The organism is Mesorhizobium sp. P171375 (assembly GCF_057786075.1).
In genome coordinates this window covers 1,138,113-1,152,093 of the sequence record NZ_JBYNWF010000001.1, presented here as the reverse complement: position 1 = coordinate 1,152,093, position 13,981 = coordinate 1,138,113, and the positions used below count along the sequence as shown (strand labels likewise).

The 13,981-nt window shown below is 63.0% G+C and carries 13 protein-coding genes; 4 read left to right on the top strand and 9 right to left on the bottom strand.

Annotated features, from left to right (window positions below; translation table 11 throughout):
* The first annotated feature begins 26 nt into the window (after positions 1 to 26).
* Positions 27 to 935, top strand: a complete 909-nt coding sequence (locus tag ACYHH6_RS05750; protein WP_435053194.1) for an AraC family transcriptional regulator — start codon at positions 27 to 29, stop codon at positions 933 to 935.
* On the opposite strand, the gene ACYHH6_RS05745 is transcribed toward ACYHH6_RS05750, so the two are convergent.
* Entirely contained in the window at positions 932 to 1,777 is an 846-nt protein-coding gene (locus ACYHH6_RS05745) for a MurR/RpiR family transcriptional regulator (protein ID WP_352561245.1), read from the bottom strand. The two genes, ACYHH6_RS05750 and ACYHH6_RS05745, sit on opposite strands and share 4 nt — an antisense overlap.
* Before the next feature lie 208 nt (positions 1,778 to 1,985).
* On the opposite strand from ACYHH6_RS05745, the gene ACYHH6_RS05740 reads away from it, so the two are divergent.
* A complete protein-coding gene (locus ACYHH6_RS05740) occupies positions 1,986 to 3,095 on the top strand; it encodes a Gfo/Idh/MocA family protein (RefSeq protein WP_352583285.1) in 1,110 nt (369 codons plus the stop codon).
* Positions 3,096 to 3,230: 135 nt separating this feature from the next.
* Here the strand turns inward: ACYHH6_RS05740 and ACYHH6_RS05735 are convergent, their stop codons facing one another.
* A complete protein-coding gene (locus ACYHH6_RS05735) occupies positions 3,231 to 3,932 on the bottom strand; it encodes a helix-turn-helix transcriptional regulator (RefSeq protein ID WP_352582725.1) in 702 nt (233 codons plus the stop codon).
* Between the two features lie 127 nt (positions 3,933 to 4,059).
* Here ACYHH6_RS05735 and ACYHH6_RS05730 point away from each other — a divergent pair, with 127 nt between their 5' ends.
* Positions 4,060 to 4,695, top strand: a complete 636-nt coding sequence (locus tag ACYHH6_RS05730) for a LysE family translocator (RefSeq protein WP_112559923.1) — start codon at positions 4,060 to 4,062, stop codon at positions 4,693 to 4,695.
* 254 nt (positions 4,696 to 4,949) lie between these two features.
* On the opposite strand, the gene ACYHH6_RS05725 is transcribed toward ACYHH6_RS05730, so the two are convergent.
* The 7 genes from ACYHH6_RS05725 to ACYHH6_RS05695 form a co-directional block, all read right to left on the bottom strand.
* Positions 4,950 to 6,041, bottom strand: a complete 1,092-nt coding sequence (locus ACYHH6_RS05725; protein WP_352582727.1) for a 3-deoxy-7-phosphoheptulonate synthase — start codon at positions 6,039 to 6,041, stop codon at positions 4,950 to 4,952.
* 436 nt (positions 6,042 to 6,477) lie between these two features.
* The gene (locus ACYHH6_RS05720; protein ID WP_352582729.1) at positions 6,478 to 7,272 is read right to left on the bottom strand and encodes an SDR family oxidoreductase; all 795 of its coding nucleotides are present in this window, start codon (positions 7,270 to 7,272) and stop codon (positions 6,478 to 6,480) included.
* A gap of 23 nt (positions 7,273 to 7,295) precedes the next feature.
* On the bottom strand, positions 7,296 to 8,288 hold the full coding sequence (iolG, locus tag ACYHH6_RS05715; RefSeq protein ID WP_352582731.1) for an inositol 2-dehydrogenase: 993 nt from the start codon (positions 8,286 to 8,288) through the stop codon (positions 7,296 to 7,298).
* 176 nt (positions 8,289 to 8,464) lie between these two features.
* A complete protein-coding gene (locus ACYHH6_RS05710) occupies positions 8,465 to 9,232 on the bottom strand; it encodes an ATP-binding cassette domain-containing protein (protein WP_112559919.1) in 768 nt (255 codons plus the stop codon).
* Between the two features lie 2 nt (positions 9,233 to 9,234).
* Complete coding sequence (locus ACYHH6_RS05705; protein ID WP_352582733.1) at positions 9,235 to 10,311, bottom strand: ABC transporter permease; 1,077 nt, start codon at positions 10,309 to 10,311, stop codon at positions 9,235 to 9,237.
* A gap of 108 nt (positions 10,312 to 10,419) precedes the next feature.
* Positions 10,420 to 11,361, bottom strand: coding sequence for a sugar ABC transporter substrate-binding protein (locus ACYHH6_RS05700; RefSeq protein ID WP_352582735.1), 942 nt, complete (start codon positions 11,359 to 11,361; stop codon positions 10,420 to 10,422).
* A 299-nt stretch (positions 11,362 to 11,660) separates the two neighbouring features.
* Positions 11,661 to 12,692 carry a LacI family DNA-binding transcriptional regulator gene (locus tag ACYHH6_RS05695; RefSeq protein ID WP_352561264.1) on the bottom strand — a complete coding sequence of 344 codons (1,032 nt, stop codon included), beginning with the start codon at positions 12,690 to 12,692 and terminating at the stop codon, positions 11,661 to 11,663.
* Between the two features lie 180 nt (positions 12,693 to 12,872).
* Here ACYHH6_RS05695 and ACYHH6_RS05690 point away from each other — a divergent pair, with 180 nt between their 5' ends.
* Positions 12,873 to 13,967: a fatty acid desaturase family protein gene (locus ACYHH6_RS05690; protein ID WP_435053213.1), complete on the top strand. Its 1,095-nt coding sequence runs from the start codon at positions 12,873 to 12,875 to the stop codon at positions 13,965 to 13,967.
* Positions 13,968 to 13,981: the final 14 nt, after the last annotated feature.

Sequence of the window (13,981 nt, the reverse complement as noted above, 5' to 3'; positions counted from 1 at the left end):
TCACGACGGTTGCGCGGCGCGTGTGGATGCGCGATGCTCGTGCCATGAGCGAGGCGCTGCGGGAGCTGATCGATATCGCCGGCCGCCATGCGCGCGGGCGACGAACGGCTACGGCTATTCCTCGCGTTTCCATCGGCCGCAGCGAAGTCACTACGGCACCAGTGGCGGGCGTGTGGGGTTCGGGGATCCTGTTCGTGCTGCAGGGCGCCAAGACGGTTCTGATCGGCGACCGGGCTCTTCGTTACAATCCAGCCAGCTATTTCATCTACACTGTCGAGACGCCGACCATCAGCCAGTTGGTCGAAGCGAGCGTCGCGCGTCCCTACCTCGCCATCGGCTTCACCCTTGATCTGCAGGCCGTCGCCGCCCTCCTTGTCGAGCACGAACCGGCGCTTGGCGGCGACAGTTTCTCCACCTCGCCCGTCAATGACGATTTGCTCGACGCATTGCGGCGCATCATGCGGCTGCTCGACCGGCCGGCCGAGATACCCGTGCTGGCCAGCATGCTCGAACGCGAGATGCTGTTTCGGCTCTTACAAGGACCGCAGGGCGGGAAGCTTCGCCAGCTTGCGCGCGCCGATGGCCATCTGTCCCGCATCGGCCAGGCGATCGCCTGGATCCGGACGCATTGCCATCAGCCGATCCGGGTCAGCGACCTCGCCCAGATAGCCCATATGAGCAAGGCTGCCTTTTACCGTCACTTCAAGGCGGCGACGGCGATGAGCCCGATCCAGTATCAAAAACAGATAAGGCTGCTGGAGGCCCGCCATCTCCTGCTTGCCCAGCCAGGCAATGTGGCCAGCGTCGCCTTTGCCGTCGGCTATGAGAGCGCCTCCCAGTTCAGCCGGGAATATGCCCGCCAGTTCGGAGCGCCACCGGCGCGTGACGCGGCGCGGCTTTCGGCGGCAGGCGAGGCGGCCGTAGAGGTGATCTAGGCCTTGCGCTTGCGGCTTGTGCTGCGCCGCTTCTCGCCGACGCCGACGGTCAACGCCATGGCCAGTGCCATGGTGGCCGACAACGAGCGGAAGCCGGCGAAATCGGCCTCGGCGACTTCGAACCACACCCTGGCGAATTGCGCCAGCGGCGAAAACGAGCTGTCGGTGATGGCGACGATCGGCACGCCCTGTTCGGAAATGGTGCGGGCTTCCTCGATGGTGGCCGGCGCGTAGGGCGAGAAACTGATGGCGATGACGGCATCGGCCGGCGTGGCAAAGGCGACCATCTCGGCATTCAGCCCGGCGGCCGATTCGATCAGCTGGTTGCGGATCTTCAGCTTGCCCAGCGCATAGGCGATGTAGCTCGCCACCGGATAGGATCGGCGCTTGGCGAGCACATAGATGGTCTCGGCCTTGGCCAGCAGCGAGATCGCGTCTTCCAGATGCGCCTCGTCCAGCGTGCGCGAAATGTCGTTGAGCGAGGTGCTGGCGGCAGCTACGAAGCCATCGAAGATGGCGCGGTGGCCCGCACCCGCATCGGCCTTGGCGCGCAGCGCCTGCAAGCGCTCGTCATAGGAGGAGTTGCGCTCGCGCAGCCGCTCGCGAAACACCTGCTGCAGGCTGGTGAAGCCGTCGAAGCCAAGCTGCTGGGCAAAACGGATCAGGGTCGAGGGTTGCACACCGGCCGAAGCGGCGATGCTGGCGGCGGTGCCGAAGGCGATGTCATCAGGATTGTCGAGCGCGTAGGCGGCGATCTGGGCGATGCGCTTGGGCAAGGTTTCACGCCGATCGAGGATCGTGGCGCGCAGCGTCTCGAAATCGCGAGGTACCCGTTCGTCCATCGTCGCCCCGTCCAAGCTCATCTAGAGCATGATGCCGAAAAGTGTGAAGCGGTTTTCGGACAACATCATGCTCCCTCTTTGAGAACGTCCTCTGTGCCTCATCATAGCGAGCCTGCGCAAGAACGCCATAAAAAATGAGGCAGACATTCCATTTCAGAACAAAATGGACTAATTCATCCATCGAGGATTTTATCCAGTGGAGAAGAAGATGGTCGGCGTCGGTCTTATCGGCACGGGTTTCATGGGCAAGTGCCACGCCATAGCGTGGAGCGCCGTCGGTGCCGTCTTTCCGGATGTCGCCAAGCCAAAACTGGTTCATCTTGGCGAGGTCAATGAGGAGCTTGCCGAACGCAAGGCGGGCGAGTTCGGCTTTGCAAAGGCCTCCGGCGACTGGCGCGCGGTGGTCAATGATCCCGAGGTTGATATCGTCTCCTTGACCACACCCAACCAGTTCCATCCGGAAATGGCCATCGCCATCCTCGAAGCCGGCAAGCATTTGTGGTGCGAAAAGCCGATGGCGCCGAGCTTTGCCGACGCCGAGGCGATGGCGGCCGCGGCGAAGAAGTCCAGCAAGGTGGCGGCGCTGGGCTACAACTACATACAGAGTCCGGCGATCCGCCACATCGGCGCGCTGCTCGATGAGAAGATCATCGGCGAGGTCAACCATCTGCGCATCGAGATGGATGAGGATTTCATGGCCGACCCGGAAGCGCGGTTCTTCTGGAAGCATGAAGCCGCGTCGGGCTATGGCGCGCTCGACGATTTCGCTGTGCATCCGCTGTCGCTGGTCAGCACCCTGTTCGGCCGTGTTGCCCGCGTCATGTGTGACATGTCCAAACCCTATGCCGACCGCCGGGTCGACGCCGGCGGCCGCCGTGCAGTCGAAACCTACGACATCGCCAGCGTGCTGATGCATCTGGAAAACGGTGTGGCCGGCACGCTGCTGGTCAACCGCTCGGCCTGGGGTCGCAAGGGCCGCATCGCCATCCAGATCTTCGGCTCGAAGGGATCGATCCTGTTCGACCAGGAGCGGATGAACGAAATCCAGCTCTATGTCACCGCCGACCGCCCGACCGAGCAAGGCTATCGCACCATATTGGTGGCGCCGCACCACAAACCCTACGACGCCTTCCTGCCGGCGCCGGGCCACGGCCTCGGCTTCAACGACCTCAAGACCATCGAATGCCACGAATTGCTGACGCGGCTTGCCGGCAAGCCGGCGCGCGTGATCGAATTCGCTGAAGGGCTGGAGATCGAGCGCACCGTGCACGCCATGGCGCGCTCGTTCGAGGAAAAGCGCTGGGTGGACGTGCGGTAGTATCTGCTCGCCTAAGCAATTCCAGGAAAAGTGTGTGCGGTTTTCCCGGGAAAAGCGCGGAGCGCTTTCCCTTGGGAATTGCGTAAAAACAAAGAGATAGAGCGGTTCGCCGGTTCCGTGAAACGATGAACCGCTCTAGCCGGCTGCGGCCACAGCGTTCGTCTCCCAACCGTCGACCCAGACCTGCCGCAAACGATCGCCTTCGCCCTTGAAGCGCAGGCCGGTCGGCTGGCAAGCCTCGATGCGGTCGCTGCGGAAATTGCGGATCGCCTGGCGCAGTTCGCACCAGGCGACGATGTTGGCGGTCTCGGCATAGTAGATCAGTGCGATTGGGCGGATCAGCCGCTCGGAAGCGCGGCCCATTTCGTCGCGATAGGAGAGGTCGAGCTTTTCCTCGTCGCGGATGGCGCGCCGCACCAGCGCTAGGTCGACCGCGCCGATCGATGGCGCGGCAAAACCCCAGACATGCAACGCGTTGGCGTCGAACGCCTGACGCAAGGGCGGTGGCACCGCGCCGGCGATCTTGGCGCTGACGCGCTTGGCCGCCTGCTTGAGTTCGCTGTCGCCCGTGCGCTCCAGCAGCGCCAGCGACAGCACGATCGCCTCCATTTCCTCGATCGAAAACATCAGCGGCGGCAGATCGAAGCCGGGGCGCAGTATGTAACCGATGCCGCGCCCACCCTCGATCGGCACGCGCATCGCCTGCAGTGCGGCGATGTCGCGATAGATCGAGCGGACCGTCACTTCCAGCTGCCCGGCGATCATTGCCGCCGTCACCGGCTGCCTTGCCAGCCGCAGGATCTGGATGATCTCGAACAGGCGCGACGCCTTGCGCATTTCCTCTCCCGATCAAAACGCTACTGACACATCCCCGTCAGTTGGGATGATCTATTGGACTGCCTATCGGGTTGAAAATCAACAAACTCCCCAACGGCACACTGGCAGGAAGCGACAGGCAACTGACATGAGTTATGCAGAGAATCTCTGGCTTTTCTTTATCCTGCTGTTCGGCATCATCATCGTGCCCGGAATGGATATGCTGTTCGTGCTTGCCAATGCACTGACCGGCGGCGGCAACAGAGGGCTTGCCGCGACCGGCGGCATCATGACGGGCGGCATGGTGCATACGCTGAACGGCGCCGTCGGCGTCGGCCTGCTGATGCACTTCGTGCCGATCCTCTACAACCCGCTGCTGATCGCCGGCGCCGTCTACATGGCCTATATCGGCCTGACGCTGATACGCAGTTCGATCAAGGTCGGCCAAGACGGGCCGGCCGGCAGCCGCTCCGCATGGAAGGCGTTTCGCCAGGGGCTGGTGATCTGCCTGATCAATCCCAAAGCCTATCTCTTCGTCTTTGCGGTCTATCCGCAGTTCCTGAAGCCGGCCTATGGTCCGATCTGGATGCAGGCGGCCATCATGGGATTGATGACGGTCGCCACGCAATTTGCCGTCTATGGCGGGCTCGCAGTGTCAGCCGGGCGCAGCCGCAATCTGCTGGTCGCCAATCCGCGGGCGACCATATTTGCCGGCCGGGCGGCCGGACTGCTTCTGGTTGTGGTTTCGGTGCTGACCGCCTGGCACGGTTTGAAGGCGGCGTGATTGCTGCTACCCGCCGCAGTGCAATCGCCGCCTATGGCCTGGGCCCTTGCGCTTTACGAATACCCCCACCCTTAATCCTGCCGGGGCGAGCCACGGGTCTCGCCCGTCCTTCGGACCCCCACAAGGGGGAGGGAGACTGCGTAGGCGCTGAAACCCAGCAAACCAGCAGAAGTTCGGTTTCGATGATGGCACGCGGCAGCGTTCCCTGGGGAGGGTTAGGGTGGGGGTGCGTGCCGAGCAAACGCCGGCAAGCGTCAAGCCGCGCCCTGCCGGCTCTCCAGCATGGCGCGGCGGGTTGAGCGGCGCCATTCGACGGCGCCGGCGAGGCCGTGCAGCACCGTCTCGGTGGTCGCCCAGTCGATGCAGCCATCGGTGATGCTCTGGCCGTAGACCAGCGGCTTGCCAAGGACCACATCCTGCCGGCCGGCGACGAGATTGCTCTCGATCATGACGCCGATGATGCGCTCGTCACCAGCCGCCACCTGGCCGGCGACATCGGCCGCAACCTTGGGCTGGTTCTCCGGCTTCTTGCTCGAGTTGGCGTGGCTGATATCGATCATCAGCCGGGGCGCGACACCAATGCGGGCGAGTTCGACCGAGGCCGCTTCGACGCTTGCCGCGTCGTAGTTCGGCTGAACGCCGCCGCGCAGGATGACATGGCAGTCCTCATTGCCGGTGGTTGCAGCAATTGCGCTGCGTCCGCCCTTGGTTACCGCCATGAAATGGTGCGGCTGAGCAGCCGATTTCACCGCCTCGGCGGCGATCCTGAGATTGCCGTCGGTGCCGTTCTTGAAGCCGACGGGGCAGGACAGGCCCGATGCCAGCTCGCGGTGGATCTGGCTTTCGGTGGTGCGCGCGCCAATGGCGCCCCAGGCGACGAGGTCGGCAATGTATTGCGGGATGGTCATATCGAGGAACTCGGTCGCCGCCGGCAGGCCGAGATTGTTGACGGCCGACAAGACGTTGCGTGCCATGCGCAACCCTTTCTCGATGTTGAAACTGCCATCCAGGTCGGGATCGTTGATCAGGCCCTTCCAGCCGACCGTGGTGCGCGGCTTCTCGAAATAGACGCGCATGACGATCTCGAGCCGGTCGGACAGGGTCTCGCGCAGCGCCGCCAGACGGCTGGCATAGTCAACGGCCGCGACCGGATCGTGGATGGAACAAGGGCCGACGATGACAAGCAGTCGATCGTCGGCCCCCGTAAGGATGGAATGGATGGCGTTGCGCGACGTGGCGACGGTGCGCGTCGCCGTCAGCGTGCGCGGTATCTCGCGCATCACCTCTTCCGGTGTGCTCAATGCCCTGATTTCGGTGACCCGAAGGTCGTCTGTGGTGGTCAACACGGCTTTCTGCTCCTGTTTTTAGGAGACCTGCCGGCTGAAACAAAAAAGCCGCCAGGTCTGGCGGCTGTTCGGACTTGTTGCTGCAATCTTCAGATCGAGCGCAATCCTCCCGCCGCCAGCGAGCTGCTAAAGTACCAATACGTGGCGGACAGGTTGATCATGAGGCTCATATAATCGAAGCCGGGGTGTTTGTCACGTGCCGTAAATGAGTTGGCGAAATCGCCGGCGAGAGCGCCCCTCTCCCCGTCACTATACGGGGAGAGGATGCCGGCAGGCAGGTGAGGGGCGGCGCTTGCGTCGGAGGATAGGACGGGGGCGAAAAGCGCTACTTCAATCGACCCTGTAACTGTCAAAGTCGGTGCTGCCCCTCATTGCCCTGCCGGGCATTTCTCCCCGTATAGTGACGGGGAGAAAGGGGCCGGCCGCGGCGCCGGCCTTACTCCGGCGACGTCCCCGCAACATTCTGGTCGTAGTCGACCAGCGACCCAGTCATGACGCCGGATTGCGGGCTGGCCATGTAGCTGATCAGCCGCGCCAGTTGGTCGGGCTTCACCAACTGGCCCATCGGCTGGCCGGCCTCGGCCTTTTCCAGCCAGTCGTCGGAGCCGCCGTGCCATTTCTTCTGCACGATGTCCTCGCCTTCGGTGTCCATCCAGCCGGGCAGCACGGCGTTGCAGCGGATGCGGTTGAAGCGATAGGCGTTGGCGACATTCTTGGTCAGCGTCGCCAGCGCGCCCTTGCTCGAGGAATAGGGAGCCAGGAAGGACTGGCCGCAATGCGCCGACATCGACAGCACGTTGACGATCGAGCCGGGTGCCTTCTTCTCCAGCAGATGCGCCACCACGCCCTGCATCAGGAAGAACGGGCCACGCACATTGGTCTGGAAAATCTGGTCGAAAACCTCTTCGGAGGTCTCGACCAGCGAACCGCGCGCGGAAGTGGCGGCGGCGTTGACCAGCGCGTTGATGGTGCCGAAATGCGAGATCGCGGTGGCGACCGCGCGCTTGCAGTCGGCCACTTTCGAAACGTCGGCGCTGATGAAGATGGCGTCGACACCGGCTTTCTTGAAATGGGCGACGGCCTTGTCGCCCTTCTCCTGCGAGCGGCCGATGAGCGCCAGCGCCCGGCAGCCTTCGTCGGCCAGCGCTGCGGCGACGGCAAAGCCGATGCCTTGCGCGCCGCCGGTGACGATGGCGCGCGTCTTCGAATTGCGATCGGCTGATGTGCTCATCGCGCTGCTCCTGTGGGTTCTTACTAGTCGAGGCGGACGGTCTTGCCTGACGTCGCCGACTTCAGCGCCGCATCGGCCAGCTTCAGTGCCACGAGGCCGTCGGCGCCGCTCGGCGATGCCTTCTTGCCCGAGGTTGCGGCGGCGATGAAGGCGGCGATCTCGATGGCGTAGGCGTCGAGATAGCGGGTCATGAAGAAATCGTGCAGCGGCGGGCGCGTATAGCCCTTCTCATTGGCCAGTTCGATCGACACCGGCCGCTGGTTTTCGGCGGCGACCATGCCCTTGGAGCCATGCACCTCGATGCGCTGGTCGTAGCCATAGGTGGCGCGGCGCGAGTTGGAGATGATGGCCTGTTTGCCGGACGCTGTCTCGAGGATGACGCTGACGCTATCGAAATCGCCGGCTTCGCCGATCTTCTTGTCCACCAGCACCGAGGCATGGGCGCTGACCGCCACCACCTCCTCGCCGAGGAGGAAGCGCGCCATGTCGAAATCGTGGATGGTCATGTCGCGAAAAATGCCGCCCGAGCGCTTGATATAGTCGACCGGCGGCGCGCCCGGATCGCGCGAGGTGATGGTGACCATCTCGACGGCGCCGATGGCGCCGTCGTCGATCGCCTTGCGCACGGCGGCGAAATGCGGATCGAAACGCCTGTTGAAGCCGACCATCAGCGTCGCCTTGGCCTTGTCGACCACGGCCAGGCATTTTTCCACGCGCTTGGCGTTAAGGTCGATCGGCTTCTCGCAGAAGATCGCCTTGCCGGCCTTGGCGAAGCGCTCGATCAGATCGGCATGGGTGTCGGTCGGCGTGCAGATGACGACGGCGTCGATGTCTTTTGATTTTTCAATCGCGTCGATGGTGCGCACTTCGGCGCCATAGGCAGTCGCCAGCTCGGTCGCCGCCTTTTCGAAGGCATCAGCGACGGCCACCAGTCTGGCCTGTGGGTTGGAGCCGACGGCGCGGGCGTGGACCTTGCCGATGCGGCCGGCACCGAGGAGGGCGAAACGAACAGTCATGGAGTATTTCCTCTAGGGGGATGGGGTTCGAGAGAGTTGTGTCTCCACCTTCCCCTGAGGGGAAGGTGGCAAGGGTACTTCTTGTTTTGGCGCAATTCCGGACGGAAAACCGTTTCACACTTTCCCGGAATTGGTCAGCGCGTCAGATCGTTCCGGAAACCGGATGATCATCCTGTTTAGGCCGCGAGTTCCGCCTCCCCGGTCTTGGCGCCGGTGATGTAGGAGACGATGTCGTTGCCGTCGGTGTTTTCCTTGCGCAGATTGGCGACGATGCGGCCGCGCCGGAACACGACGATGCGGTCGCACAGGTCGAACACCTGGCGCATATTGTGGCTGATCAGGATCAGCGGCTCGCCATTGTCCTTCAGTGTGCGGATGATGTTTTCGACCTGCGCCGTCTCCTGCACGCCGAGCGCCGCCGTCGGCTCGTCCATGATGATCAGCTTGGAGGCGAAGGTTGCGGTCCGGGCGATCGCCACGCATTGCCGCTGGCCGCCCGACATGTGGCGGATGGTGTTGGACAGATTGGGGATTTTCACTGCCGTGCGGATCAGCGCCGCCTCCGTCGCCTTGCGCATGTATTTGCGGTCGAGGATCGAGAACGGGCCGAGGTTGAACAACACCTTTTCGCGACCGAGGAACAGGTTTGACGGCACGTCGAGATCGTCGGCCAGCGCCAGGTTCTGGAAGACCGTCTCGATGCCCGCCGTGCGGGCCTCGATTGGGCCGGCAAAATTCACTTCCTTGCCGTCGAACCAGATTTGGCCGCTGGTGCGCTGTTCGACAGCGGTGATCTGGCGCACGAAGGTCGATTTGCCGGCGCCGTTGTCGCCCATGATGGCGACATGTTCGCCCTTGCGCAGCTCGAAATTGGCGCCTTCCAGCGCATGCACGCCGCCATAGCGCTTGGTGAGGTTTTCGGTCTTCAGGACGATGTCTGACATGGTCAAGCCCTCAATGCCCGCATGCGTTGACGCCACTGGTCGAGCACAACCGCGCCGACGATGATCACGCCCTTGACCATCTCCTGATAGTAGGCGTCGAGGCGCAGGAAGGTGAAGCCGGAGATGATGACGCCGAAGATCAGCGCACCGATCACCGTGCCTATGATCGAGCCTCGGCCGCCCGACAGCGAGACGCCGCCGATGACCGCCATGGCGATGGCGTCGAGCTCGTACATCACACCCATGCCGGACTGTGCCGTCAGGTTCTTGGAGCACAACACGACCGCGGCGAGCGAGGCAAGAATGCCGGCAATCGTGTAAACGAGGATCTTGTGATTGGGGATCTTGATGCCGGACATGCGCGCGGCATCCTCGTTGGATCCGATGGCATAACAATGCTTGCCGTAGCGCGTATAGGTCAGGATCAGCTGGAACAGCACCGCCAGCGCCAGGAAGATGATGACCGGCCTCGAGCCGGTGCTGATGGCGGCAAAACTGTCGGTGGGAAACGAGATCGGCTGGCCTTTGGACCACCATTTGGCGATGCCGCGCGCGGTGATCATCATGCCGAGGGTGGCGATGAATGGCGGGATGCGCGTGTAGGCGATCAACGAGCCGTTGATCAGGCCGGCGAGCATGCCGCAGCCGATCGCAACCAGCACCGGCACGATGACCGGCAGGTCGGTCCAGCCTTGCGCCAGGAACATCGCCTTGGGGTTGGGATTGCCGTTGACCGTCGCCACCTGGGCAAAGCTCATGGCGATCATCGCGGTGGCGCCGACAATCGAGCCCGAGGACAGGTCGATGCCGCCGCAGATGATCACCTGTGTGACGCCGATGGCGATGATGCCGACGATCGACACCTGCAGGATGATGATCTGCAGGCGGGCCTCATTGAAGATGCCTGCGACATTGTCGCGGGTGTTGAACAGGAAGGAGTCGCCGAGAAAGATGCGGCCGATCAGTTCGAAGACGATAACGAGGATGACGAGCGCCAGGAAGACGTTGAATTCGGCCGGCCATGTCCGCTTCTTCGCGTCATAGCTGACCCCGCCGACGCCATGCGATGTCTGTGACAATCTTCTATCCTCCGTCAGCCGCGATCGTTCCTCGCCGCCTGCCGGCAGCGAGGGAAGAAGGAGCGGCGCTGTCTTTTGCGTGAGAGCGCCGCCCCGTATGCGTACGGCTCAGTTCTTCTTCAGGAACTTGTCGATGTTAGCCGGCGTCACGAGCTGGAAGGGCACATAGACCTTGTGCTCGACCTTCTCGCCCTTGGCGAGCTTCAGGGCGGCGTCCAGAGCGCCAGCGCCCTGGCCGGCCGCGTCCTGGAACACGGTGGCGTCGAGGTCGCCGGCCTGCATGGCGGCAAGCGCGTCCTGCGTGGCGTCGACACCGCCGACGACCACCGACTTCATGTCGACGTTGGCGGCCTTCATCGCCTGGATGGCGCCGATGGCGCTTTCGTCATTGTTGGCGATGACGCCGTCGAACGGCTTGCCGGTCGAGAGCCAGTTGGTCATCAGGTTCTGCGCTTCGTCACGGTTCCAGTTCGAGGTCTGCTTGTCGATGATCTTGATGAAGTTGCACTCCGGCGTGGCGATGACATCGTCGATGTCCTTGGTGCGCTGCACGGCGGCCTGGTTGGAAAGCTCGCCCATGATGACATAGACATTGGCTTCCTTCTTGCCGGCCTCGGTAAACAGGCGGCAGACTTCCTTGGTCTCGAGCGTGCCGGAATCGGCCTCGTTCGAAGCGACGAAAGCCTGGTTGTCGGGCAACGTGTCGACATTGACCGGCTCGCGGTTGACATAGACGAGCGGGATCTTGGCGGCGGCGGCAGCGTCCGACATCGCCTGCGTGGCCGAGGTGTCGACCGGGTTGACGATGATGGCGTCGACGCCCGAGGCGGCGAAGTTCTTGATCTGGTCGAGCTGCTTGGCGACGTCGTTCTGTGCGTCTTCGACCTGCAGCGCGACGCCGCTCATGCCCTTGGCCTGCTCGATCATGCCGTTGCGCAGCACGGTCAGGAAGTTGTCGTCGAACTTGGCCATCGACACGCCGATCTTGGCGGCAAAAGCGGACGAACTCATCAGCGCCGCAAAGGCGACGCCCAAAATCAGTTTCTTCATTGTGTTTCTCCTCCACATTTGGTGTCCGGCTGCACCGATCTACCCGGAATCCCCGATCGCCCGAGGAATCTCTCCCTGATATCGTCTCTGTTCCGGATGGCGCTTTCCCAAGGATTGGAACGCCAGCCTCCCCTGTTTGAAACAGATGTTCCGGAACGAAAGAACCAAAATACCCAGTTAGTGAAATTTTTATTCCATTTTCCGCCGCGACGTCAAGGGTGATTCCGCGGTCGGATGGCGGATTTTCGGCTCGCTCTGATAGATTCTATCATTTCCGGGCCGACTCTCGCCGGCGAGGGTCAAATGTTTTCCGGCACGTAGATGTCGAAGGGCAGAAAGGTCTGGCCCGGCGCATTGGCGGCGCCGGCCTCGATGGCATGCGCCATCAGCCCGACGAGCTCGCGGCACAGAGCGGCGAGCGGTGTCGAGATCACCATGGTCAGGATGTTGTCGGCGAGTGCTGCGCGCGATTCGGCGTTGATCTCGTTGCAGACGACCACCGGCATGTTTGCCGGCTTCGCCGCCCGCAGCGCCGAGACCGCGCCTTCCATGCCGCCGCCGGCGACGTAGCAGCCGGCAAGATCCGGATAGCGCGCCAGGAGATCGATCATCGCATCGTGGGTCACCTGGTTGGCTTCCAGATTGACCAGCGTTTCCATCACGGTAAACTCCGGCGCGTGTTCGCGGAAGAAAGAGCGAAAGCCGATCTCGCGCAGTTCATGGCCGTGGAAGCGATGGCTGCCGACGAAAAGGGCGACCTTGCCGGGCTTCGGCGCCGCCTTGGCGATCATCCAGGCCGCGGTGCGACCGACCTTGCGGTTGTCGAGGCCGACATAGCCCTCTCGGATGCCGGCGGCAAAGTCCGACAGCAGCGAGAAGACCGGTTGCCCCCGCGCCTTCAGCGCCTCCACCGCCGCCGTCAACGTCGGATGGTCCGGGCCGACAACGGCGATGGCCCGGGATTTCGCCGCCAGTCTGCGCATCTGGGCGGCGATCTCGTCGGCGGCGAGCGAACTGGCGAAGTCGATGGTGGCGACGCCGCGAAAGCGCTGCGATTGCGAGACCGCCACTTCCAGTTCCCGCGCGAAATCGCCGTAGAAGACATCATTGCCGCGCAGCAGCAGAAAGCCGAGTCGGTATTCCGGCAATTCCTGGCGCATGCGCTGCTTGATCAGCCCGGCGGCGTGATAGCCGATACCGGTCGCGGCCTCATAGACACGGCGCGCGGTTTCCTCGCGCACCGGCAGCCGGTTGTTCAGCACCCGGTCGACGGTGGCGACGCTGACGCCGGAGATGCGCGCCAGATCGGTGATGGTTGGCCGCTTTGCCATGGATCCTCCGCTGCTTGCGAATTGAGGTTACCTCATTCTGATATGAAATGATAGAAACTATCTTTGTGATATTGAGACTATCATGGCTTGGCGCTATTTTGAATTCCCAGCTATTGCGCCCGAGCTTCCATTGTGGGCTGATCGCAAGGCGCTGATGGAGGAACCACGATGACGGCAGTGATGGACGCAGCACCGTCCCGGCGCGACTACAGCCTGATCGGCCGCGACGCCAGGCTCGCCGTCGAGACCGGACTGTCGGCGGCCGATTGGTATCACACCGACATTCCGCGCAAGCAGATGAAGGAGCTGATGCAGCGCTCCGACGGGCCGGCGATCCGCGACACCGCGATCTGGCTCGCCGCGCTGATCCTGAGTGCCGCCGGCGGCGCCTGGTTCTGGGGCAGCTGGTGGTGCGTGCCGTTCTTCTTCGTCTATGGCGTGCTCTACGGCTCCTCGACCGACTCCCGTTGGCACGAATGCGGCCATGGCACGGCTTTCCGTACGCAGTGGATGAACGATGCCGTCTACCAACTCGCCTGCTTCATGATCATGCGCAACCCGGTGACCTGGCGCTGGAGCCACACGCGTCACCACACCGACACCATCATCGTCGGCCGCGATCCCGAAATCGCCGTCATGCGGCCGCCGGACCTTTTGCGCGTGGTGCTCAACTTCTTCGGCATTCTCGACGCCTGGCATGCGATGACCGACATGGTGCGCAATGCCGCCGGCGTCATCAGCGCCGCCGAAAAAACCTTCATTCCCGAGCAGGAGCAGCCTAAGGCGATCCGTGTGGCCCGCATATGGCTCGCCATCTACATCGCGACCATCGGCTTGGCCCTCTACCTGCATTCCTGGCTGCCGCTGATGCTGATCGGCCTGCCCCGCCTCTATGGCGCCTGGCATCACGTCATGACCGGCCTGCTGCAGCATGGCGGCCTCGCCGAAAATGTCGTCGACCACCGGCTGAACAGCCGCACCGTCTACATGAACCCGATCAGCCGTTTCATCTACTGGAACATGAACTATCACGTCGAACACCACATGTTCCCGATGGTGCCCTATCACGCGCTGCCCAGGCTGCATGCGCTGATCAAGCACGATCTGCCGGCGCCGACGCCGTCGATCCTGGCCGGCTATCGCGAGATGATCCCGGCTTTGCTGCGCCAACTGCGCAACGAGGATTATTTCATCAAGCGCGAATTGCCACCGACCGCCAGGCCGTACCGCGACGAATTCCACAACGATGCCGTCGCCGCCGCGGCGGCGGAATGATCGCGGCGATCCGA